Here is a 24,186-nt window from a genome sequence, read left to right on the forward strand (position 1 = left end):
TAACTTCAATATTAATGGCATGCGGCGGTTCTGACAGTGGCAGTTCTGAAAGCGATAGTTCTGGAACTGACAATTCAAGCTCTGAAGTTCCTTCTACGCCCACGACACCAGAGCAACCTGATACCTCAGATGATGTCTGTCAGCAATCAAGTTCTGAAGTTAATTGGACAGCTTTAATGTCTAAGGATTGCCCTAACTTAAGCGATTACGGATTATTTATTGACCCAAGTATGCCGACTCATTCACCAACGACACCGGGTATCAACTATCAACTATCTACTGAACTTTTCTCAAACTATGCCAGTAAATATCGATTTGTTTTTCTACCTGATGATCAATCAATGACGTTTAATCCACAGCAGGTGTTTACCCTTCCTGTAGGCAGTGTTTTAGTTAAAACATTTGCGCTACCATTTGATACTCAATTGACTGGGGCAAATAACGAAAAGCTGATTGAAACTCGATTAATGATCCATCGAGAAGCCGGCTGGACAGCATTAAACTACCAATGGCAGCAAGAAAACGCATCACTGATTATAGCGGGAGCGGATGTAACTCATACACTGAATAATCAAGGTGAATCTGTCACTTTTGATTACCATATTCCTAGCAAAGTTGAGTGCAAAATCTGTCATCAAATTACTGAAAATGATATCAGCCGTATTAACCCCATAGGTGTAAAAGCGCACTTATTGAATCGAGACATAACCCTAAGTAATGGCAATAAAATTAACCAACTCACTTTTTGGTCAGATGAAAATATGCTCAGATTATTGCCGAACTTAAGCAGCGTAGATAAATCCTATGGACTTGAAAATAATGAAATGAGCTTAACCAATCGTGCCAAAGGATATTTAGATATAAATTGCGCTCATTGTCATAATGAGCAGGGTTTTGCGAGTATTTCAGGTTTACGTTTAAGCTATTTTATTGACCACACAAGCTTTGAATACGGCGTTTGTAAACAGCCTCCAGGATGGGATGGTGGCCCTAATGGATTGTCATATGACATAGTGCCTGGAAATGCTGAACGCTCAATAATGCATTATCGACAGATATTATCGTCTGCAAAAGACAAGATGCCACCTATCGGTCGCGAGATTATTCATACCGAAGGAACACAATTAGTTGAGCGCTGGATTGATAGCATGTCACCGACTATTGGCCTATGCCAGTAAGAGCCTTTAGACTTTCGCTAGGCATATTTATCTACTGAATAATGGACTATTGAGTTGGCAATTGGTTAAGTCGTAGAAAGTGTCCTGGAGGATATCCTAACCAATGCTTAAAGCTTTGCCTAAAATGGCTCACATCTCCATAACCAAGGGTTTCGGCAATATCTTCAATAGATATTGTATCGGTCAGGATTAAATTGATTGCAGCTTGGCAACGTACTTGATCGATTAACTTTTGGTAGCTTGTCCCTGCTGCAGAAAGTTTACGCCGAAAACTTCTCTCACTCATATGTATCGATAAAGCAAACGGTTCTAATTTAGGCGGATTTGGCATGCTGTGGCGAATACCTGTCAGTACATGATCAATAAACGAAATACTGTCGGGAGCTGCTTTTTCAATGTTGGCTTGCTTGAATTGATAAGCTAAGGGCTTATCTAATACTTCAATATTTAACCCCCATTCAAAAAAGTCACAATCAAAGGTGATTTCAGCACCCGTTTCTTGGATTAAGTAGTCAGTATTACAGCTTGGTGAAGCTAAATGAATTTGATCAATAAATACCTGAGTATCAACTAACTGTCTTGCTGCCCCTAATAAAGCACACACACTGTGCTGAAATTGAAAGGCAAACTTATCTGCTGAGACTTTGCCGGTATTTAGCCAACGAACCCACAATTTATCATCTTCAACCCGAACTAAAGTATCTGCAAAACTACCAGCTAAATCAGGATTTTGGATGACGAATTTAAGGCACTGACCTAAGGTGGTGAATTCATCAAAAAAAGGCAGTAAAACATCGAGGGATTCGACTTGATAACTGCTGCCTAGGCGGGCACCAATCTCTTTATCTGGGCTCAGCAAACGTAATTGCTCCATTGCAAACTCAACTTGCCATACATAAACAAACTGCATGGCGTTAAGCTCTAATGGCCCTAAGCCCAATTTATTGTAGATATCAGCAGCAACAGTTTCACCGAGGTGAACTTCAATAAAATTGAGTAAATTGCGTAATTCAAAAGCAGGGTAACATTGATCCCCCACCATCATATTCGCTTTATAACCCGACTCTTGCTGCATTGATACCCTTACTTAACGGCGTTTTCACGCTCCATCAAACGATTTAGAACGCCATCAACAGACAAGGAAGCGCCATGGGCAATTTTGTCAGCTAATTTCTTCTTCATTTGATATTTAATTTTAATCACTTGATGCTCTTTGGCCAAACCTAAAATCACATCATCACTGGTTGAAATGGCATCAACCAAACCTAGTTCAATCGCTTGTTGACCATACCAGTGCTCACCAGTAGCGACTTTAGCAATATCCATATCAGGGCGATACTTGCTTACAAACTCTTTGAACAATACATGTGTTTCTTCAAGCTCTTCCTGAAACTTTTCACGGCCTTCATCGGTATTTTCACCAAACACGGTTAAAGTACGTTTAAAATCGCCAGCGGTGTGCTGTTCATAATCAATATCATGCTTTTTTAGCAAACGGCTAAAGTTAGGTAACTGAGCGACAACACCAATTGAACCAACGATAGCAAAAGGTGCTGCGTAAACTTTGTCTGCAACACACGCCATCATATAACCGCCACTGGCAGCCACTTTATCAATACAGATAGTCAGTGGAATATTCGCTTGCTTTAAACGGTCAAGCTGACTTGATGCCAGTCCATAACCATGAACCATACCGCCGCCACTTTCCACATTGACTAATACTTGGTCGTCTTTATCGGCAACAGTCAAAATAGCAGTAATCTCTTCTCGTAACGAAGCCACTTCACCTGCATCAATACTGCCTTTAAAATCGATTACAAATACTTTAGAAGGTGCTGTTTCTTCTTTTTCAGCTGCTTTATCATCAGCTTTTAATTGCTTCTCGTAAGCCTTAAATTGCTTTTTAGTTAGCAGCTCTTCTTTTAATTCTTTCTCAAGTTGTTTTAGTTCATCAGTGACATCAGTTAGCTTAAGCTCACCTTTCTCTGCTTTTTGTTTCATGCTGCTAGCAAGAACAACAATCACTACTGCAAGAATTGCGACGACAATCGTGACAGCCTTAGCTAGAAACATGCCGTACTCAGATAAAAACTCCAAAATACACTCCATAAAGAAAAACGTTATTACGGCTTATCTTAGCAGGAAGTTAAACATTGTAGACAATAAAAAACCCAGCATTTGCTGGGTTTTTAGTCAATTAACAATTAAACATCATTAATTAGCTACAAGGCACGATAACTTCTTCATCATCAACAAGAATCGTTGCTGCACCTAAACCTGCTGTTTTAGCAAATGTGGCTACTTGAGATTGCATTTCAACCGTTGCTCGTGCTGCCATACCATCTGTAACACCTTCAATTTCATCAGGACTAACGATAGAACTATGATGTCCTTTTGCAAATCGAACCACTCCAGAACCCGCGTTATTAGAGCTAACACAACCTAGACCTAAACCTGCAATTAACGGCTCAGTTCCAGATAGTGGGAAGCCTTCAACCTGATTAGGTAATACTTGGTCAGGTAAATTACCTGCGCCATCGCCTGCAACTTCAATTAAATGCACAGGTAATTGAGTATCAGCTAACATCGCTGCATGGTTAATTGGGTCTGCTGAATCAACTGCAGTTTGCACTGCAAATGCAAATGTTGGAATAAATGCAGCATAAACTGATTCAACTAACGCAGCATACTCAGGCGTACCAGGCTCATAGTCAGCAACGTTTGCTTCATCAACCAAAGCCATAAAATCATCAGTTGCTGTAACAGTATCAAATAAAACAGGACCAAACGTCGCAGAACCGGCAAATGAACCTGCTAAACCGCCAGCAGGAGCAACTAACGATGCAGCATTAATAGCATATGCATTTGGCAGTTCAGTGCCATCAGCAGGATTAGTTAAGCCTGTTGAAGCATAAGTTGATACAGTGGTACCAACGATACCGCCTAGACTTAAGCCTTGAGCGCTAATTTTACTGATATCAAATACTTGTTGACCACCACCCTGCGCAATTTCACTGTACATGCCAGTTAATAGTAAACGTAATCCTAAATGATCAAGTGTGGCTTGGCGGAAGTTATCACGTACAGTCAGTGTACTTGCCACATTCACAAATACTAAAGGGTTACCATTGGCATATTCAGGACCAAATAACTCACTGGTAGCAGAAATATCATACACGCCGTTACCTGTTGCATCATAAGAACGGTCACCATGCAAAGGCATATCAATTGCAATAGTTGCTACGCCTAAAGCAGCGTAAGTACCAGCATAGGCAAGTGCCATTTGCTTAGTGCCACCCAGACCGTGCAGAGCCATGGTTGTAGGCCAACCATTTGTAGGGGGTGTAAAAGTTAACCCTTGAGATGCTTGAAAAGCAGCTAGTTTAGCAGCATTAGGAAGCGTAATTTGTACATTAACGTCTTCATAATTCATGATAGCTGGTACTGGATTAAACTTAGTTAAATGTTTAGTGGGATCAGCAGCTGTGCCGTCATCTAACAACCAAGTTTTACCCGCCATTAATGCAGGGTTTTGCAATGCAGCTGCAGGATCAACACCTTGCGCAACAGCTTGTGAGCTAAAGTTAGCAACACTCATGGTACCTGCTTCAAGAGCCAGTAAAACAGACACAGGGCTATCACCGAGTGCAAACCAACGGCCATTTGGCGCTGTAGGTGCACCATCAACAATTGGGATGTTACAAGCCGAAGATGAACAATCACCGTATATTGGTAATCGAACAACTGCAGTCCAAATTTCAGCGATGTCAGAAACAACATAAGCGACGCCATCAGCTTCCGTTAAACCCGCAGCTTGCGCAACAGTCACAGTTCCACCAAAACCATTATCCATCGGCATCGGAGTTTGAACAAAAGAAGGAGTATATCCTGGAGTTGAAGCCATCAAGAGCTTTGTTGTTTCGTACACATCAGCGACAGACTGAGTAGTAAACAAACCTGAATATGAAACCGTTTCAGCATCAACGCCATGTTCAGCAGCCATGCCTTTCTCATAGCTGTTCACTAAACCTTGAAGTAAAAGCTGTTCATCAGTTTCAAGTGGCTTAGTGTCGATATCTAATTTAAGAAGATTATAAGTCGTTGAAGGCTCAACGGCGCGACCAGCAGAATCTTGAATTAGATTAGTTGTTGCGTATATATACGATTGATTTGGTTTTAGTGCTTTAAGTGGGACTACAGCAATGGTGCTGCCTGAAGCTTGTGTGACAAAATCAACCCCAAATTGAAGTTCATCACCAATTTTACACGCTGAAAGCGTTAATGCGTCTGCACATTCTGGATCAGTTGATAACGCCCCGCCCACTGTGGCTTCAAACAAACGCACAGCGCCAGCTTGGAAAACAGATGCGGCGTCTAACGTCAACATTTCACCAGAGTTATCAGTAGCAAGGTTTACTGTAATTGAAATAGGTGAAGAAGTTGACCAACCATCCAGTGCGCCTAATGCTAATGTTGGGTCAACATAGTCAACACCATCTTCACCCGGAATAGCTAACGTACCATCTGTGGTTCCGTTAAATAAAAGGTCATTTGGTAGTGGTACATCACCAGCAGCAGGGTCGAAGACCACTTGAGAGAATGGAATGAGTGGCTCCACAGAATCTTTTGCTTCATTTGTACTATCTTCACTACAGCCGCTAAGCCCAAGAGCAGATGCAATAGCAACACCCAATATGAGTCTTTTCATCTTTTTTCCCCAAATCTTGTTGTAATAATTTTAATTTCCCCAAAAATTGGTCACAATAGCGTAAACGCATGACCATAAGGACATATTTTTGTCCTTAACTCATCTCAAGTTAACGTAAAAGCATTGAGTTAGCTACATATTTGTTACATGCGAAAGTACTACACGTTAACATTTATCAGTCATTTGTTTTAAACGATCGTTTATCTTTTGTTCGAGTCTAGATTTGACGTGCTTTTGCTGCCGAAGGAAAAATTGAACCATGTTGGAATATCAAGCTAAAAAAGATTCATTAAATAATAAAACCATTCTTGTTACTGGCGCAGGTGCTGGCATTGGCCGCGTTGCAGCAATAAATTTTGCAAAACATGGCGCTACAGTCATTTTATTAGGTAAAACCGTTAAAAAACTAGAAGCGGTTTACGATGAAATAGAACAAGCGGGTTACCCAAAACCTGCCATTGTGCCACTAGATTTAAAAGGCGCTACTGAGCAAAACTATAAAGATATGGCAGATACCATTGCTGAGCAATTTGGTCACTTAGATGGCGTTTTACATAACGCCAGTTTGTTAGGCGCACTCGGGCCATTTGAGCATATTGATTTAGAGTCTTTAGAAGATGTAATGAAAATAAACGTCACTGCACAAGTTATTCTCACAAAAGCCTTACTACCGATCATGCGCGCTGCGCCATCTTCTTCGTTAATCTTCACTTCAAGTAGTGTTGGCAGACAAGGCCGTGCTTATTGGGGCCCTTATGCTTTCTCTAAATTCGCCACAGAAGGCATGATGCAAGTATTAGCTCACGAATGTGAAGGCACAACCGTTCGAGTAAATAGTATCAACCCAGGAGCTACTCGCACAGAAATGCGCGCAAAAGCCTACCCAGGTGAAGATCCAGCAACGCTGAAAACAGCTGAAGAAATTATGCCTACATACCTTTATCTAATGGGTGATGAATCTCTTGAGATTAATGGTCAGCAATTTAACGCTCAATAGTCATTGAGTAATACTGTAAAAATAAAAAGGAGCCGATGGCTCCTTTTTGATTTATGCAGGGTTACAAGCAAGATTTATAAACAACCTGCTTTAGATTTCACTTAATTAAAAACTAATTTGTTTTGCGTTTTGTTCTATCAGCTTATCCCCTACTCCTGATACTTGGCTAAGTTGCTCCAGATTACTGAACTTGCCATTCTTGGCTCGATATTCAACAATCGCTTTCGCTTTGGATTCTCCAATACCTTTTAACTGCTGTAATTCAGTGGCACTGGCTTTATTGATATTTACTTTAGCCTGTTTGCTCTCTTGAGCGGCTTTAGTGGGTACTTGAGTTTGTTTTGCATCAGCTGTTGAAACCTGTTTGGCTTCGCTAGAAGCTGAAATAACGACAGATAAAGCACAGGCGCACATTACGCCCATTAGAAATGGATGTTTCATTGTTAACTCCTTTAAGTCCAATTTAAAACCGATCTGCTTCCCTATCCTTGATCGGCTGATTAAGTTATTTTCCAAGCGCTCAAATTAACGCGGTAAAATAACTATCATAAAACTGTAGTCAACAATTTGAATAGTTCAAATTTTAACCTAAAACTATTCTTGTTCAGTGTTATTGGTTTGTTTAACTTTGCTCTTTTGCATCATTGAGGTTGAGAATGTTTTTAACTCAGTTAACAGTTGTTGATGGATCTGTCCAAGTTTCGGGCGGTTTTGCTCTTTAAAAATTAATGGTCGACACAAACCCATCGCTTGATAACCTAACCTTGCAGTCAGTAAACCTCCACCTAAACCTTGAGCTAACCTTGCAGACAATTTTCCTGTCATTTCAACGGATAACAGTTGAGTCCCCAAATCTGTAACGACTTCAGTGGTGCCTGCATAAACAATATTAACAACAATGCTTTTAATCAGTTCAATTCGGCTCCAATAACCTAGCTCAATACCATAAACTTCTGCAATGGCATTAATCATTCGCTGATTACGCCACAAAATAATTGCCATGTCTAAGACTGCTAACGGACTGGCAGCGAGTAATAAAGCAGATTCTGCGGCATAGCGACTGACTATTTGTTTCGCTTTTTCATCACGTTCACTGACGACTAAATCATCAAATAGCAGTACCATTTCTGCATCATTATGCTCGCTACTATTAATAGCAATATAGTGCTGCTTACCTTTGCTATCAGGGTAATGTGCCATTAAAGGGGAGATAAACTTTTCTGCTTCACCACGTTGCATACTCTGTGATAGGCGCTCACCGGTGACTTGGGTATCAGCGACATGCTTTAATCGAGCTAATTTACGCCACTCAACCAGTGTCATTGAAGACACCCACGCCACAACAATCGAAGTTACTGCTGCATAGAAGCCAAATAACCATGGGCTTTGAAGAAATGCTGTATGTAAGCCTAATAGTGTTTGTACAACCACTGCGAGAATTATGCCCACCAAAGAGAGTTTGGCCAGAATAGACCATCTTTTAGACGTCTTTTGCGTTTCGTTAACATTAATTTCTGGAGCAACTTCAGCTAAAGCGCTTTCGCAAATAAACTCAACTTCAGCAAAAGTTTGACCCGCTTTTACTTGCGGCTCATCTATAGCTTCCGACTCAAAGACTTGTTGTTGCTTCAATTCCGTTTGCTCGACTGAACTGTCAGCTGCTGAGCTTTTCATGTTTGATTGATTCATTACTGTAACTTGTCCCCGAGTAAGAATTGCAGCAAGTGGTCTAATCGAATATGTTCAAATTGCGGATCAGAAGTTGCTGAATGCGCTAATTTAGGAGGGTTAAACGACACAAAATTGAACCCCTGCTTTAGCCAAAATTCATTTTCAGGTAATGATTGTGGTACTTCACCAGGGAAAATAGTCAGCATATTTTGATTTTCATCTATGCCTCTTACCACTTCTTGCTCGCCCGTTGAGGTATTTACCATACCGTGCTGGGTTGCTTTGATGGCACTAATCGCCATCGTTTCCACTTCGCAACCTTCATAATTAGCAAAATGTTGGCTGTGCTTGAGCATATCGGTAAGTAAGCTTAATACATGACTTTGCTGATCACGGGTGACTCTGTCGACTTTACTGGCAGCAAATAATAATTTATCTATTTTAGGCGAAAACAAACGCTTTAACAGGCTAGATTGACCAAAATGGAAACTCTCAACAATGCTATTTAATGCATTGCCCATATCTTCAAATTGTTCTTTACCATTATTTAAGCCATTAAAGCAGTCCACCAGCACTAACTGGCGATCAAAGCTTGCAAAATAGTCACGATAAAAAGGCTTTACGACGACAGAGACATATTCTTGATAGCGCTTTTTCAATACTTGGAAATAGCTATCTTCAGCAGAGGTTTCAAGTTCAGCGAGTTGCTCTACAGATAAACTCACCAAAGGGAAAAAAGCCAATAAAGGCGTATCTGCAAACTCTCCTGGCAATAACATCCGCCCAGGCTGGGCTAAGTAAAAGCCTTGAGCATTAACTAAATCGACTAATAGCTTTTGATATAAGTCAGCCACTTGCTTAAGTTTATGTTCATCTGCAGTCTCAGCAAAATCAAGTTGATTAATAGCGTGTTCAAAAGCGGAGTAACAGGCTGAATGACGTAATCGTTTTTTAACCTCTATTTGACCTGTGACCCATTCGGTATAACTTTGCTTTAGCATGGGTAAATCTAATAACCACTCACCAGGGTAATCGACGATATCAACATACAATGTTGCTGTATCAGATATTTTTGCCAATATGCCCTTTCTAGGGCGATATTTTATCGCTAAACGCAGTTCGGAAATATTGCGGGTTGACGCAGGCCAGCTTGCAGGTGATGAGGTTAAGGCATTCATTCCACCTTGGTAATCAAAACTGGCTATCGCTAAATCAGGCTGCATAGCACGCTTAATACCAATAAGACGGTTATCTCGGGAAACCTGCCACAGTGGTAAAGGGTTTTGTTTTACGTTACTGCCAGCATGGAGCATTTGATTAACAAGCCCTGTAATAAAAGCGGTTTTTCCCGCTCCAGATAACCCTGTCACCGCTAAACGGACATGCCTGTCGGTGCTGCGATTAACTAACTGATGGGTTTTTTGGGATATTTTACTTATAGAGCGATCAATAAAACTCATAATTTATCTCAAGTTCTCATTAAATCCCTACTACTAACTGTTTACTAATAAGTAGAGGAAATGATGTAGGAGTTTGGGCAACGTTTATTACTATAACATTTAGGCAAGAAAGGAAAAATTCAAGGGCGGAATACCGCCCATTGGATTTAGCAGCTCTTAATAGAGCGAGGTAACGCAGTTGTTGTCATTTAAAATAATTATTAATCTTTATAAATTATTAATTTCATGTTTTAAATCAAAGTTATCTGAAGTCACATGGCGCTCTAAACGTTGCAATCTAATTTCAAGTGCATAGAACTGACTGTTCACTTCATGTAGTGCACGTTTGGCTGGCTCTCCAGCCTGCCACACTTTTTTCTTTACCTCGATATCCTTATGGTGTTGTTTCGAACTATCATCAACAGGCTGACTGTCCAAGATAACCCACAAGGCGATATAGATAATTAAAATGGGCCCTGAACCACCCACTAAAAAGATTGATACCGCAATGACACGCACTAGCCAAGTTTCAAAATTAAAGTAATCGGCAATCCCTGCACATACTCCTGAAATCTTACCTGCTTGGGGGATTCGGTATAATGTACGACCGTTAGCCTTGCTCATGTTTTCCCCTCCACTCTGGTGCTTCCGTGTCTAAGATAGCTTCCAATGTTTCGATTCGATTTCCCATTTTTTCTGCTTGGGCAATCAATTCGTTTAATTGCGTAAACTCTGCCTCAGTGAGCCCCTGGCTCACTTGTCGCTTACTGCGATAATGAAGAACCAACCAGATAGGCGCCACAATCACTAGAAAAATAATAATTGGGGCAATAAGAAGATCCATATCCATAACTCACCTCTGAAAAAAGTTTACTTGTTTGTTTTAGTTTGCGATTTTGGAGCTGATTTCGCTTTTACTTTCGCTTTTAATGCTTCTAACTCTTCATTGACTGAATCTTCAGCTTCTAATGCAGCAAACTCATCTGCAAGATTATTTTTCTTACCGATATCGTATGCTTCAACTTGTGATTCTAAGCCTTCAACGCGGCGCTCATAGTTTTCAAACTTGACCATTGCGTCATCAATTTTGCTAGAGTCTAACTGTTTTTTCACTTCTAAGCGTGACGTCGCAGTTTGCTTACGCATAATGATTGTTTTTTGGCGTGCTCTTGCATCATTAAGCTTTTCTTGAAGCTGTTCAACTTCTTGCTTAAGACGAGCAATATGCTCTTCAACCACTTGCAGTTCCATTTCTAGGGTTTCTAGCACTGTCACTGTTTTTTGCTTTTCAACTAGCGCCGCTTTTGCTAAATCTTCTCTATCTTTCGATAAAGCCAATTCGGCTTTCGCTTGCCAATCGATAACTTGTTCTTGTACGCGGCTAATACGACGAAGTAATTCTTTCTTTTCTGCTAAAACTTTTGCAGAAGTTGAACGAACCTCAACTAGCGTATCTTCCATTTCCTGAATAATCAGACGAACCATTTTTTCTGGATCTTCGGCCTTATCTAGTAAAGCACTGATGTTAGAATTAATGATATCTGCAAAGCGTGAGAAGATTCCCATAATGTGTCCCTCAAATATTTTGTTAATGTCGAATATTACTATTCACAAGGCGTGCCAACTTTGTATAAACATTAATTTTCAATAAGTTAACCAAATTATTAACTTTTTCTTTATTTTAAAGCGCTAGCCAACTATTATGATTTTCACCACTTGTTAGCGTAATAGACTAAAAATTACAGTGACTAGACAATTTGAGCAAGACAATCTTATCGGACAATCCAATGCTTTATTAGAAGTATTGGAACATGTGTCTAAAGTTGCCCCACTTTCTAAGCCGGTTTTAATCATCGGTGAACGTGGTACAGGTAAAGAACTTATCGCAGAACGATTACATTTTCTATCCGCACGTTGGGATCAAGAGTTTATTAAGCTCAATTGTTCTTCTTTAAGTGAGTCTTTACTTGAAAGCGAATTATTCGGCCACGAGTCTGGTGCGTTTACTGGAGCTAAAGGAAAACATGAAGGCCGCTTTGAACGTGCTGATGACGGTACGCTATTTTTAGATGAGCTCGCTAATACCTCTGGTCTTATTCAAGAAAAACTATTGCGGGTTATCGAATACGGTGAATTTGAACGTGTCGGTGGCAGTAAAACAGTACAAACTAACGTCCGCTTAGTCTGCGCAGCCAACGAAGATTTACCATCACTTGCTGAAAATGGCGAGTTTCGCGCTGATTTACTGGATAGACTGGCATTTGATGTTATTACATTACCACCACTTAGATGTAGAACAGAAGACATAATGCCATTGGCTGAGTACTTTGCTATTAGCATGGCAAGGCAACTCAACTTAGAATATTTCGGTGGTTTTAGCCCTGTGGCAATAGAACAGTTAATGTCTCATCGCTGGCCGGGCAATATTCGTGAACTTAAAAACGTGGTTGAGCGCAGCGTGTATCGCCGCGGCTCCGATGGTGATGAAATTGACCATATTATTCTTGATCCATTTGCGTCACCTTACCGCCCGACAAGTCGCGTTAAAACACGTGAGCGCCAACAAGCGCCTGTAGCAGCAAATATTGAGCCTGCAACGACTAATACTGTCGATAGCGAAAATAATAACGAAGCGCAAGAAACATCAGCGTCTCAACTGACTGCACAGTTTAGTTTTCCGATTAATTTTAAAGATCATACTGAAAACTATGAAGTCGAATTGCTCAAGAAAGCATTATCAGAAAGTCAGTATAACCAAAAGAAAACTGCTGAGTTACTTGGATTAAGCTATCACCAACTGCGCGGCATTTTAAAAAAGTACAACTTATTGGAGAAGGCTTAAGATGATATTTGCTCCTAAGTTATTAACACTGCTAAAATAGTCGTTTACAGCCTAAAAATTAAATGATGAAAAAATGCGTGTGAAGAGAGAACGCTGGAATCCCTTAGCATTACTCTGCTTACTATCTTTTTTAGTAACAGCTTGTGGTGAGTTAAATGTCCCGTCAGGGATTGTTTATTGCTCTGAAGGTAATCCAGAAACCTTTAATCCGCAATTGGTTACATCTGGCACCACCATTGATGCTAGTTCAAACCAGCTGTATAACCGTCTAATCGACTATAACGACGACTCTTCAGACTACGTTGCTTCACTTGCGACCGAGTGGGATGTATCTGATGACGGGCTAAGCTATCGCTTCAAATTACGTGAAGGCGTACAATTCCAATACAGTAATCTATTTAGCCCATCGCGAGCTTTTAATGCTGATGATGTGATCTTTTCTTTCAAACGCATTATCGATATTAATCATCCTTACCATTTAGTCAGCCGTACTGGTTATCCCTTTTTTCAAAGTATCGACTTTTCAAACTTAGTCGCCGATATCGAAAGAGTGAATGATCATGAAGTCATCTTTCATCTCACCCACAAAGATGCGTCTTTTTTATCGAATCTCGCCACGGATTTTGCGGTGATTTTATCTGCAGAATATGCCAAACAACAGCTGGCGGCAGGAACGCCAGAAAATGTTGATTTTTTTGCTATCGGTACTGGCCCATTTTATTTATCAGAGTATGTTAAAAATGAATACATACGCTTTAAACAAAACCCATACTATTGGGGCGAGCAAACAAAAATAGACTTATTAGTCTATGATATAACTCGTAAAAGTGAAGCAAGACTGGCTAAAATCATTACCCAAGACTGCCAAGTTTCAGCCCTACCTAAAGCCAATGAGCTTAAAGTGATTAAAAAACATAAGCACCTTGAGTTACGTAAAAAACCTGGGTTAAACGTAGCCTTTTGGGCTTTCAATACCCAAAAACCTCCTTTAGATGATGCTAGAGTGCGACACGCTTTGGCTCACGCGATTGATAAACAGAATATTCTTGATGTGGTGTACCACGATACCGCAGTAGCGGCATCCGGAATGTTACCACCTGCATCTTGGGCCTACTCAGAAACAGAAGATGCCAATCATTATGATCCCGAAGAAGCAAAGCGCTTGCTAAAAGAAGCAGGGGTAACTGATCTATCTTTTGATATTTGGGCTATGCCAGTGGTCAGGATTTATAACCCAAATGCACTTAAAACAGCGGAACTCATTCAAGCTGATTTAGCCAATATTGGCGTCACCGTTAATATCGTCAGTTACGATTGGAGTGTATTCACCCAAAAGCTTATTTCAAGTGATTACGATTCAGTATTAATTGGTTGGAACGCAGATAATACCGATCCTGATAACTTTTTTACTCCGTTACTGAGTTGCAGTGCACTTGAGTCGAATAATAATCGCTCTCGATGGTGTTCTAGCGAACTAGACAGTATTTTAGCTCAAGCAAAAGAAACCCTTTCTAAACCCGAACGGAAAGCTCTTTATAAGCAAGCTGAAAAGATTATTCATGAACAAGTGCCACTGGTTAACATTGCACACGCTCAAAAATTACTTTTAAAAAATACCGATATCAGTATCAAAAATGTTAACCCTTACGGCGGAATGTCTTTTTCCAGTGTTGAACTGAAAAAAGAGGAGGTTCAACCCTAATGTGGCGCTATTTTTTAAGACGAATCAATCTCTTTTTTGCAACCTCTTTAGTGATGATTGCCGTGTTGTTTTTCGCAACTGGCATGTTTCCTGTTGAAAAAGGCTATGCGTTATCTGGCATACAGTTTCCTACTGCTGAGCAACAAGCTCAAACGATTGAAGACTATCAATTAGAAGGCAATCAACTGAGTCAATTCGTAGCTTATGTCACTCAGCGATTATCAGGTAATCTAGGGATTTCGGTTAACTCCCAACAAAGCGTAGCAGATGAACTTAGCGCTGTGCTTCCCGCCTCTTTTGAACTGTCGTTGTTTGCAGGATGTCTTGCGGTATTTTTTGGCGTGCCTTTGGGGGTTTTGGCTTCTCTTAGCAAAAGTAAATCAGTGCAGCGCAGCATTTTAGCCATTACCTTAACCGGTTATTCTATACCGGTTTTCTGGCTAGGTTTAACCCTTACCCTTTGGTTTGGTGTGCAACTTGAGTGGCTGCCTATTTCTGGCCAAATTAACCTTTTATACGAAATAGAACCCGTTACTCGCTTGATGTTAATTGATACTTTGTTATCGGAAGAAACCTACAGAATGTCGGCTTTTAAGGATGCTTTGCTGCATATTATTTTGCCGGCGGTGACTTTGGCAGTACTGCCTTTTACAGTCGTTATCCGCATTACTCGTCAAGCAATGATGACGGTAATGACTCAAACTTACATTCGTGCAGCCGAAGCTCGTGGCTTGAACACATATCGAATTCTACTTAGACATGCTTTACCAAATGCGCTTATCCCAGTTCTAAAAGCTTTTGGATTAATGCTAGGTTCATTTGCAAGTTACGGTATCGTTGTTGAAGTTATCTTTGCTTGGCCTGGTGTCGGCTCATGGCTTATTAATGGTATTTACCAGCGTGATTACACTGTCATCCAAGCGGGTATATTGTCAGTTTCATTATTGATTATCTTTTTGAGTATCGTGATTGAATTAGTACATACCACTATTAATCCAATTAATAGGAAAGAGTTGTATGCCAATTAAAAAACTCTACCAAGAAGAACAAATAGATTCGCCACTTGGGCATTTATGGCATGCTTTTGCCAGTAATCCTTTTGCTGTAGCTGGTTTATGGGCGGTGATATTTCTATTACTGTTAGTTGTTTTCGGGCCATTACTCGCACCTTTTCAACCTGAAGTTCAAAATCCTAATGCCATTTTATTGCCACCATCATGGGATGCTGCTGGTCATGTGTCACACTTTTTAGGCACAGACGATTTAGGCCGTGATTTATTTAGTCGAATCCTCCACGGTGTAAGGCTCACTTTCGGCATGTCGCTGATTGTTGTAATTTGTGCGCTAGTTGTAGGTTTCATTATTGGCTCGCTTTCAGGAATGATGCGCGGATTAAAGTCGAGTATTTTAGGCCACTTACTAGATGCTTTATTATCAATTCCATCACTCCTATTAGCTATTCTTGTAGTCGCTGTTACAGGCCCAGGCCTCACCAACGTATTTTGGGCCGTAGGTATTGCCTTAACGCCACAATTTGTTCGCGCAATACACCAAGCTGTCCATGAAGAGTTACAAAAAGAGTATGTCACAGCGGCAAAACTCGATGGCGCTAGCCAAGTACAAATTTTCTGGTACGTGATTATGCCTAATGTGTGGGATGTAGTGATTATTCAAACCACCATCGCCATTTCTGTGGCTATCTTGGATATTGCAGCACTTGGCTTTTTAAACTTAGGCGCACAGGCGCCTAGCTCGGAATGGGGCTCAATGATTTTCCAAGGTCTAAGTAGCCTATTAATTGCACCTTGGACCATCACCATTCCTGGGCTTGCTATTTTATTTACGGTTTTATCCATCAACTTGGTGGGTGACGGATTACGCTCGGCGTTAGCGCCGATAAGAAATTAACTTATGCCATTACTTGATATCAGAAACCTCACCATTGAGCTTGATACTCCTCAAGGCACGGTAAAGGTACTTGAAAAAGTCAGTTTAACCATTAATCCTGGTGAAGTGCATGGGTTAGTGGGAGAGTCAGGTTCTGGCCGTAGTTTGTTAGCTAAAGCCGTACTTGGAGTGTTAGGTCCAAACTGGAATATCATTGCCGACCGTATGATGTGGGATGGCAAAAACCTGCTAGAAATGACGTCAAAACAACGCCGTAATTTAATGGGCACTGACATGACGATGATATTTCAAGATCCTTCTGGCAGTTTAGATCCAGTTAAAACTATTGGCAGCCAGCTAATTGAGTCATTAACACCCAATAAAACGATTCCTTTTTGGCGTAGATCTAAAGATACCCATTTAACCGCGCAAAAGTGGCTGCATAAAGTGGGGATTAAACAACCTAAAGCCATTATGAAAAGCTATCCTTGGGAATTATCCGAAGGCGAATGCCAGAAAGTAATGATTGCCATGGCAGTAGCAAATCACCCAAGATTATTAATTGCCGATGAGCCGACCAATTCAATGGAGCTTAGCACTCAAGCGCAAATATTTAGGCTCTTGTCACAGCTTAATCAATTACAAAACGTGTCTATTTTGCTAGTGAGTCATGAGTTAGAGACATTAGTAAAATGGTGTGACCGTATTAGTATTTTATACAGTGGCCAAATTATGGAGTCGGGACCGGTAAGTGAACTGCTTAAAAACCCGTATCATCCATATACCAAAGCCTTATTTAAAAACTTGCCTGAACACACAGGTAAAATGCGTCATAAGTCATATTTGCCTTCATTACAGGGATCATCTCCTTCATTACAGCACTTACCTGCTGGTTGCCGCTTAGGCCCACGTTGCCCAGATGCGCAACGACAATGCGTTATACAGCCCAATTTAGCTCATGAGAAAGATCGCTATTTTGCTTGCCACTTCCCATATAACAATGAGACTGAAGATGACAACGCCATTACTTAACGTTACCGATCTCAGTAAGCGATATTTTATTGGTTATAAACGCTTTAAGGCTCAATATAATCAAGCGCTCTCCCCTGTTTCATTTGAACTTGAGCGAGGTCAAACCTTAGCGATTGTTGGTCAGGTGAGTTCAGGTAAAAGTACCTTAGCAAGAATGCTTGTGGGCGCAGAGCCCCGTACAACCGGTACTATCGAGTTTGAGGGTGAAGCATTAGAGGCGCGTAACTTAAAGCAGCGCTGCCGTTTAATACGAATGATTTTTCAAGACCCAAATACTTCACTTAACCCAAGATTAACCATTGGTGCGTTATTAGAAGAGCCATTGCGATTTAATACGGATATGACACCCCATGAGCGTAAAGCTCAAGTGACCGATACTCTGCGTAAAGTGGGCTTACTGCCAGAACATGCCAGTTTTTATCCGCATATGGTGTCAGAGGGTCAAAAGCAACGTGTTGCAGTAGCACGAGCTTTAATGTTAAATCCAAAAATTATTATTGCTGATGAAGCGCTAACCTCGTTAGATTTATCAGTTCGCTCTCAAATTCTTAATTTGTTGCTCAAGCTACAAAAAGAAATGGGGCTTTCTTATATCTTTGTGACCCACAATCTCAATGTGGTTCGACACTTCAGTGACAAAGTCATGGTGCTTAATAAAGGCGTCATGGTTGAGAAAAGTACCACTGAGGAATTATTTGAAAACCCACAACATGAATACACTCGCAGACTGATTGCAGAGCAAACTCAGCTCTCAGCAAAACGCTAAACTGCTCCAACCACTGAGTTAAATGGCTATTTTTAACAAAAATGAGTGCCATTTCGGCGGCTAACTATTTATCCTAGGGCCATTGTTAAAGGAAGAAACGAAATTATGATTATTAAACCAAAGACACGTGGCTTTATTTGTACCACCACACATCCAATTGGCTGTGAAGCTAACGTAAAAGAACAAATTGAATTAACCAAAGCGAAAGGCAAAATTGCTAATGGCCCTAAAAAGGTACTCGTAGTGGGTTCTTCAAGTGGTTATGGCTTGTCTTCACGTATCGCATCTGCGTTTGGTAGCGATGCTGCCACTATTGGTGTTTTCTTCGAAAAACCTAGCACTGAAACTAAGCCTGGTACTGCAGGTTGGTATAACTCAGCTTACTTTGACAAGTTTGCTAAAGCGGAAGGTTTATATTCTAAAAGTATTAACTGCGATGCTTTTAGCCATGAAGCGAAACAAAAAGTGATCGAGATGATTAAGGAAGACCTTGGTCAAATCGACATGGTGGTTTATTCATTGGCCTCTCCTGTGCGTAAACTACCTGATACTGGTGAAGTTATCCGCTCAAGCCTTAAGCCAATTGGCGAGACTTATACCGCGACTGCAGTAGATACCAATAAAAACACTATTATCGAAACATCAGTTGAACCAGCTACTGAGCAAGAAATTGCAGATACAGTTACTGTGATGGGCGGTGAAGATTGGGAATTATGGATGAACGCCTTAAGTGAAGCTGGCGTATTAACCGATAACTGTAAAACAGTCGCTTATAGCTATATTGGTACTGAAATCACTTGGCCAATCTACTGGCACGGTGCCCTTGGCAAAGCCAAAATGGATTTAGACCGTGCAGCACATGCATTAAATACAAAGCTATCAGCCACCGGCGGCTCAGCTAACGTCTCTGTACTTAAAAGTGTAGTAACACAAGCAAGCTCGGCAATTCCTGTAATGCCACTTTACATCGCAATGGTATTTAAGAAAATGCGTGAAGAAGGCGTTCATGAAGGTTGTATGGACCAAATCTATCGCATGTTCAGTGAGCGTTTATTCCGTGAAGATGGCGCAGCACCAGAAACGGATGCAGATAATCGTCTACGTTTAGATGATTGGGAATTACGTGAAGAAATTCAAAAGCATTGCCGTGAACTGTGGGCTGACGTAACCACTGAAAACTTAGCTGAACTAACAGATTACAATGAATATAAAGAAGAGTTCTTGAAACTGTTTGGTTTTGGTATCGACGGTATTGATTATGAAGCAGACGTTAATCCTAACGTGACTTTTGATGTTGTCAGTTTATAAATCATAAACTCAACACCTGAAAACATAAAAACCAAGTCAATTGACTTGGTTTTTTATGCTTGTTATTCAACTTTTCAATGGTCTCACTTTTCTAAAGCTCAAAACAATAACCAGAAACTCACTCAACAAAAAGTCCAAGTTGATGAAAGCACCTGTGGCTTAAATGGCGATGGCCAGCCAGTGTTGTATTGGCGCTGCATCATCGCCAGTAGTTGCAATGGCATTTCATCGTTCCTTGGCTCCTGTCGCAATCTTGTTTTCAGTCTTTGGCTATGCTTGGGCGACCTACATGGCGTGGATTTGCGCTGAAATGATGCGAGTCACCGCACAGTAAAGTAAAAAAGAAAAGTAAAACGAAAAGTAAAAAAATGTGCTTAGGTTTACTCTTCGACCAAGGGTAAATACACTCTGGTTTGTCCCTGATTTGGCTCAGTTATATTTAACTTTTCAAAAATTAACGGCATATTATTTAATTGAGTTTGATTAGTTTTGTTGTTTTCAACTAACCAAGCGCCATATAAATATTTTACTTTTTTATTTAGCGTTTCATCTGAACCTGAATGCAAAAAGGAAGCGTAGCGCCCCTTAGGTATAATTGTTTCTTTAAAATACTCTGAGGATTCAATAACCGCCCCTAATGAAGCTTTCTGCTGTGCATTGACGCTAACAGCGATATCAATTTTGTATTCTTGTGCTGATGAATTAATCTGCTCGGGTTCAACTTCATCAGGGTTAGTCTGATAAATAAAATTAAAAGTCTGGGTATTGGTTGGCGAAAGTTGATGGGTTTGCCTAAACGCGCGCATCGCCTGAATTGATTGCGGTAAATACTCTGCTAATGCTCGATGTTCAATAATAATTAGCGGGATATCGTCGAGCAATACTACTTCAACATTCACCTCGGAAGCTGATAATTCATCATGCCCTTCTGACAATGTTTTTAACGGTTGCTGTTTTTGAAAAAAGTTACCCCAATCAGGTGAGAACTGAAATTGTTTTGGGCTTTGACCAATACTTTTGGTAAAAGCACGCTCAAAATCTTTCTCAGAACTAAAACCTGCCGCTTTCGCCACTGCACTAATTGCAATATTTTTATCAAAACCAAGTTGTTGCGCAGCTTCTAGATTACGCAATAATTCAATGTAATCTTTAACCTTGGTATGAAATAGGCTTTGAAAAATAAAATCAAAATGATACTCAGGAACCTGTGCTAGTTTAGCTAACATTTCAATATCTAAACTCGACGATAAATGGTTATCAATATGAGTTAATACACGCTCAAAGCGTTGAGTTATATTGTCCACTGTTTTCCCTTTCTCTTTCCATTTGTTCGACTTATTCATCTTTGCCAGTTGAATAAATGATGAAGAACTTTCTATCACTTTAAAAACGACGTTTGAAACAACATTTGTAACTACAGCAAACTCATCAGCTTACTTTTTCCCAACAAAAATAAGCTTCATCAGCCAATGCGAGTAAGTGAGTATCTTCTTCGGTATCGCCGTAGGCATAGACTTTATCAAAATCACTTATCGAATGTTGTTGCTCGACTCTGTTAGCTTTTTCTTCTGCACTGCAGTCACCGTCTAAATAACGACCAGTTAAACGTCCATTGCGTGTTTCTAAATTGGCACAAATTAATTGATACCCATGTTGCTCACACCAGGGAATTAAATACGCATCCAACGATGCTGACACAATGACGATTAAATCACCCTGATTTTTATGCCACTCTAAACGCTTTTTAGCTTCTGGCTTCATAAGCGAATCTAATGTTAAAGCATACTCTTTTCCTTGGACAAACACCTCGTCAGCTTTCCGATTCCAAAAGCTAAAACGAGTAATAACAGTTCGAATTGAAGAGCCACCAATCAGCTTAAATCTATAAAGTAATATAACGGGCAGTAAAATAGGATAACAGGCGATAAATCGCCATTTAGGCACACTCAAATGAATAAATGGGGTGTATGTGTCAATTTCTGTGATTGTGCCATCAAAATCAAAAAGCGCAATGTTCATGAAGTTCCTTCTACATGACTGGGTTAAAACTTATGGTTGAGTAAAGCTTAAAAGTAAGACATAAAAAAACCAAGGTTTCCCTTGGCTTTTAAATTATATCCCTTGAACTAGATGTTACTCAGCTACAGGGTACTCAATTTTAGCTTTTGCTTTTAACGCATCAACAATCGCGCGATAATCCGCTTCGCTATATTGCGGTGCTAAACGTTCTTTAATGCTGTCGATAATATTGCTATCAATGCCGACTGCAGCATTCACATTATCAAGTGCGATAACAGCAAAACCATTCGCAAGAGCCGCGGTATCAAATGCAACAGAACCTGATTCTGGCGCTGGCATTTGGAATGCTTTAGTGGTGATAGCTTGGTCGATATCTTGGCTGAAACGAGCTAATTGCGCTTTAGTAGCAATAGTCGCTTCAGTGATCTCATTACCCGCTTTCATTTCAGCTAAGTATTCGTTGGCTTTTTCACTTGCTTCAAGGTTAGCTTGTTCTTGCACTAAACGTGCTTCGATACCTGCTTTGACTTCACTTAAAGGTAAAGTACCTGCATCTTGATGCTTAAGTAAACGAATAACAACAACGTGGTTAGGCTCAAGCTCAATCACTTCGCTGTTCATGCCGCTACCGATAACGTCATCAGAAAAGGCTGCGCGGATTAAGTCAGGCTTGTTCAAGTTAGCCGGTGCATTGTTACGTGAGAACAGCTGAGTTGTTTGCACTTCAACATCTAATGCTTTAGCTGTTTCGTCCAATGTATCTGGTACTTCGTAACTTGTGTCAGCTAAAACACTTTGTAAGCTGTAGAACTCATCAACGGCTTTCTTGTTTTTAAGGTCTGCAACAATCTTATCTTGAACTTCATCAAATGGTGCTGCTGCACCTGATTGAACGTCAAGTAACTTAACGATGTGGTAACCGAACTCACTTTTAACAACTTGTGAGTATTCACCTTGGTTAAGTTCGAATAATGCAGTATCAAATGCAGGGTCCATTACGCCTTGTTCAAACCAGTCAAGTTGACCACCTTGCTCTGCGCTGAACTGGTCATCCGAATCAGCTTTTGCTACTTCAGCAAAGTCTTCACCTGCTTGCAATTTAGCTAAACTCGCTTCAGCTTTCGCTTCATCAGCACTGTCATCGCCAGAGGCAAATAAAATATGTGCAGCTAAACGTTTTTCAGGGGTTTGGTACTGTTGCTTATTTTCTTCGTAATAAGCACGTGCATCTTCAACTGATGCATCGATTCCTTTAGCAATATTAGCGACGTTAAGTTCTACATACTCTAAGCTCACCTTTTCTTGATCCATAAACTGCATCAAGTTGCTGTCGTAGTAGTTTTTAATCGCGTCTTCTGATACTGAAGCAGAAGCTAAGTAAGGTGTTGAGTCAACAACTAAGTAGCGAATGTCACGAGTCTGGCCTTGAACTTCAGCTAATTGCTTTGCTTCACCATCTAATACGAATTCAGTGCCTACTAACGATGTTAATAGCTGACGACGCGTCATATCAGTGCGCATCATATTTCTGAAACTTGTCGTTTGGTAGCCTAGCTGACGTAATACAGCTAAGTAACGATCGTTGTCAAACACGCCATCAGTTTGGAAAGCTGGCTCATTAACAATCGCTTGTCTAATTTGGTCATCTGAAACACGTAAGCCTAAATCTTCTGCTGCTTGAGTCATTAATTTGTCAGCAATCAGACGGTCTAATACATTTTGCTTGATACCATTCATGTAGTTATCATCAGCAGATAATGCATCAAACATTTCACCTAGTTGTTGTTCTAAGCGGCCACGTTCGTTTTGATAAGCTTGTTCTAGTTCATTTGCAGTAATGTCGTCACCGTTAACTACAGCGACAGCAACTTCAGTTGAAGTTCCTAGGTAACTACTTACACCTGCAAATGCGAACGAAAGAATCACTAGCACTAAAATACTTTTAGCAATAACGCCTTGTGAACCTTCGCGAATTTTTTCTAACATCTGAATTCTCGCTTGTTGCGATTAAAAAAATAAAAAGGCGCACCACTTGGGGATGCGCCTTCTTGTAATTTATGTGGAGTTATCAGACGCTACCTCGGGTATGACCCAATTCCTCCGAATATCAAAACTAACTAAGTTTTTTCTGATATTTCTTTCGCAAAAAGCACTGTTAAAACAGTGCTTTCTACAAATGCCTTACAAAAGGCAACGATATTAACTATTTAGTTAACAGCGTCTTTTAGAGCTTTACCAGCTTTGAATGCTGGAATGTTTGCTGCTGCAATTTTGATTTCCGCACCAGTTTGTGGGTTACGGCCAGTACGTTCTGCACGTTGACGTACTTCAAAAGTACCAAAACCAACTAGAGAAATTTTGTCGCCTTCTTTAAGTGCTTCAGTAACAGCACCAATGAAAGAATCTAATGCACGGCCAGCGCCAGCTTTAGAAATGTCAGCACCAGAAGCGATTTTCTCGATTAGTTCAGATTTGTTCATGTCATCCCCTTGAATGTTTATTTTCGCGCCGCAACCAAATCCGTCTTTAGAGCGGTCTGCGGAGGCTTTTTTGTAATAAGTTTGATACCACACCAAACTTAGTTGGAAAACCAAAAAAATGTACTTGGATACAGCTCAAAGTCAGTTGCGCCAAGGG

The 24,186-nt window shown here is 40.5% G+C and carries 23 protein-coding genes; 10 read left to right on the forward strand and 13 right to left on the reverse strand.

Going from position 1 to position 24,186, the window contains the following annotated elements; translation table 11 throughout:
• Positions 1–14 precede the first annotated feature (14 nt).
• Complete coding sequence (locus AC0L4E_RS11130; protein ID WP_473679231.1) at positions 15–1,178, forward strand: SO2930 family diheme c-type cytochrome; 1,164 nt, start codon at positions 15–17, stop codon at positions 1,176–1,178.
• A 46-nt stretch (positions 1,179–1,224) separates the two neighbouring features.
• Here the strand turns inward: AC0L4E_RS11130 and AC0L4E_RS11135 are convergent, their stop codons facing one another.
• The 3 genes from AC0L4E_RS11135 to AC0L4E_RS11145 all read right to left on the reverse strand — a co-directional run bounded on the left by AC0L4E_RS11135 (position 1,225) and on the right by AC0L4E_RS11145 (position 5,886).
• Complete coding sequence (locus tag AC0L4E_RS11135) at positions 1,225–2,253, reverse strand: helix-turn-helix transcriptional regulator (RefSeq protein ID WP_473679232.1); 1,029 nt, start codon at positions 2,251–2,253, stop codon at positions 1,225–1,227.
• Positions 2,254–2,261: 8 nt separating this feature from the next.
• Positions 2,262–3,275: a protease SohB gene (gene sohB, locus AC0L4E_RS11140; protein ID WP_473679233.1), complete on the reverse strand. Its 1,014-nt coding sequence runs from the start codon at positions 3,273–3,275 to the stop codon at positions 2,262–2,264.
• Between the two features lie 121 nt (positions 3,276–3,396).
• The gene (locus AC0L4E_RS11145; protein WP_473679234.1) at positions 3,397–5,886 is read right to left on the reverse strand and encodes a VolA/Pla-1 family phospholipase; all 2,490 of its coding nucleotides are present in this window, start codon (positions 5,884–5,886) and stop codon (positions 3,397–3,399) included.
• Positions 5,887–6,145: 259 nt separating this feature from the next.
• Here AC0L4E_RS11145 and AC0L4E_RS11150 point away from each other — a divergent pair, with 259 nt between their 5' ends.
• A complete protein-coding gene (locus tag AC0L4E_RS11150; protein WP_473679235.1) occupies positions 6,146–6,883 on the forward strand; it encodes a YciK family oxidoreductase in 738 nt (245 codons plus the stop codon).
• 105 nt (positions 6,884–6,988) lie between these two features.
• On the opposite strand, the gene AC0L4E_RS11155 is transcribed toward AC0L4E_RS11150, so the two are convergent.
• From AC0L4E_RS11155 to pspA, 6 genes are all read right to left on the reverse strand, one after another.
• Positions 6,989–7,324 carry a ComEA family DNA-binding protein gene (locus tag AC0L4E_RS11155; protein WP_473679236.1) on the reverse strand — a complete coding sequence of 112 codons (336 nt, stop codon included), beginning with the start codon at positions 7,322–7,324 and terminating at the stop codon, positions 6,989–6,991.
• Positions 7,325–7,477: 153 nt separating this feature from the next.
• A complete protein-coding gene (locus AC0L4E_RS11160) occupies positions 7,478–8,557 on the reverse strand; it encodes a TIGR01620 family protein (RefSeq protein ID WP_473679237.1) in 1,080 nt (359 codons plus the stop codon).
• A 14-nt stretch (positions 8,558–8,571) separates the two neighbouring features.
• Entirely contained in the window at positions 8,572–10,014 is a 1,443-nt protein-coding gene (locus AC0L4E_RS11165) for a YcjX family GTP-binding protein (protein WP_473679238.1), read from the reverse strand.
• A gap of 207 nt (positions 10,015–10,221) precedes the next feature.
• On the reverse strand, positions 10,222–10,617 hold the full coding sequence (gene pspC, locus AC0L4E_RS11170) for an envelope stress response membrane protein PspC (RefSeq protein ID WP_220755360.1): 396 nt from the start codon (positions 10,615–10,617) through the stop codon (positions 10,222–10,224).
• Positions 10,604–10,843 (reverse strand): envelope stress response membrane protein PspB, encoded by a 240-nt coding sequence (pspB, locus tag AC0L4E_RS11175; protein WP_299572097.1) that lies wholly within the window; start codon positions 10,841–10,843, stop codon positions 10,604–10,606. The genes pspC and pspB overlap by 14 nt, the downstream gene beginning before the upstream one ends.
• 20 nt (positions 10,844–10,863) lie before the next feature.
• Entirely contained in the window at positions 10,864–11,559 is a 696-nt protein-coding gene (gene pspA, locus AC0L4E_RS11180) for a phage shock protein PspA (RefSeq protein WP_473679239.1), read from the reverse strand.
• A 178-nt stretch (positions 11,560–11,737) separates the two neighbouring features.
• Between pspA and pspF the strand changes: the two genes are divergently transcribed.
• From pspF to AC0L4E_RS11220, 8 genes are all read left to right on the forward strand, one after another.
• Complete coding sequence (pspF, locus tag AC0L4E_RS11185; RefSeq protein ID WP_473679240.1) at positions 11,738–12,835, forward strand: phage shock protein operon transcriptional activator; 1,098 nt, start codon at positions 11,738–11,740, stop codon at positions 12,833–12,835.
• A 73-nt stretch (positions 12,836–12,908) separates the two neighbouring features.
• Positions 12,909–14,537 (forward strand): ABC transporter substrate-binding protein, encoded by a 1,629-nt coding sequence (locus AC0L4E_RS11190; protein ID WP_473679241.1) that lies wholly within the window; start codon positions 12,909–12,911, stop codon positions 14,535–14,537.
• On the forward strand, positions 14,537–15,565 hold the full coding sequence (locus AC0L4E_RS11195) for an ABC transporter permease (RefSeq protein ID WP_473679242.1): 1,029 nt from the start codon (positions 14,537–14,539) through the stop codon (positions 15,563–15,565). The genes AC0L4E_RS11190 and AC0L4E_RS11195 overlap by 1 nt, the downstream gene beginning before the upstream one ends.
• Positions 15,555–16,445, forward strand: coding sequence for an ABC transporter permease subunit (locus AC0L4E_RS11200; protein ID WP_473679243.1), 891 nt, complete (start codon positions 15,555–15,557; stop codon positions 16,443–16,445). Before AC0L4E_RS11195 ends, AC0L4E_RS11200 begins: the two co-directional genes overlap by 11 nt.
• Before the next feature lie 3 nt (positions 16,446–16,448).
• Entirely contained in the window at positions 16,449–17,456 is a 1,008-nt protein-coding gene (locus AC0L4E_RS11205) for an oligopeptide/dipeptide ABC transporter ATP-binding protein (RefSeq protein WP_473679244.1), read from the forward strand.
• Entirely contained in the window at positions 17,437–18,222 is a 786-nt protein-coding gene (locus tag AC0L4E_RS11210; RefSeq protein ID WP_473679245.1) for a peptide ABC transporter ATP-binding protein, read from the forward strand. The genes AC0L4E_RS11205 and AC0L4E_RS11210 overlap by 20 nt, the downstream gene beginning before the upstream one ends.
• Before the next feature lie 105 nt (positions 18,223–18,327).
• Positions 18,328–19,530: an enoyl-ACP reductase FabV gene (fabV, locus tag AC0L4E_RS11215; RefSeq protein WP_473679246.1), complete on the forward strand. Its 1,203-nt coding sequence runs from the start codon at positions 18,328–18,330 to the stop codon at positions 19,528–19,530.
• A 163-nt stretch (positions 19,531–19,693) separates the two neighbouring features.
• Entirely contained in the window at positions 19,694–19,864 is a 171-nt protein-coding gene (locus AC0L4E_RS11220; RefSeq protein WP_473679247.1) for a DUF819 family protein, read from the forward strand.
• 46 nt (positions 19,865–19,910) lie between these two features.
• Here AC0L4E_RS11220 and AC0L4E_RS11225 read toward each other — a convergent pair whose 3' ends face one another.
• The 4 genes from AC0L4E_RS11225 to AC0L4E_RS11240 form a co-directional block, all read right to left on the reverse strand.
• Positions 19,911–20,834 (reverse strand): AraC family transcriptional regulator, encoded by a 924-nt coding sequence (locus AC0L4E_RS11225; protein ID WP_473679248.1) that lies wholly within the window; start codon positions 20,832–20,834, stop codon positions 19,911–19,913.
• A gap of 124 nt (positions 20,835–20,958) precedes the next feature.
• A complete protein-coding gene (locus tag AC0L4E_RS11230) occupies positions 20,959–21,549 on the reverse strand; it encodes an HAD-IB family hydrolase (protein WP_473679249.1) in 591 nt (196 codons plus the stop codon).
• A 114-nt stretch (positions 21,550–21,663) separates the two neighbouring features.
• A complete protein-coding gene (locus AC0L4E_RS11235; RefSeq protein WP_473679250.1) occupies positions 21,664–23,535 on the reverse strand; it encodes a SurA N-terminal domain-containing protein in 1,872 nt (623 codons plus the stop codon).
• 221 nt (positions 23,536–23,756) lie between these two features.
• Positions 23,757–24,029: an HU family DNA-binding protein gene (locus tag AC0L4E_RS11240; RefSeq protein ID WP_055023877.1), complete on the reverse strand. Its 273-nt coding sequence runs from the start codon at positions 24,027–24,029 to the stop codon at positions 23,757–23,759.
• Positions 24,030–24,186: the final 157 nt, after the last annotated feature.

It is taken from the genome of Shewanella sp. GJ50-10, from assembly GCF_055808815.1.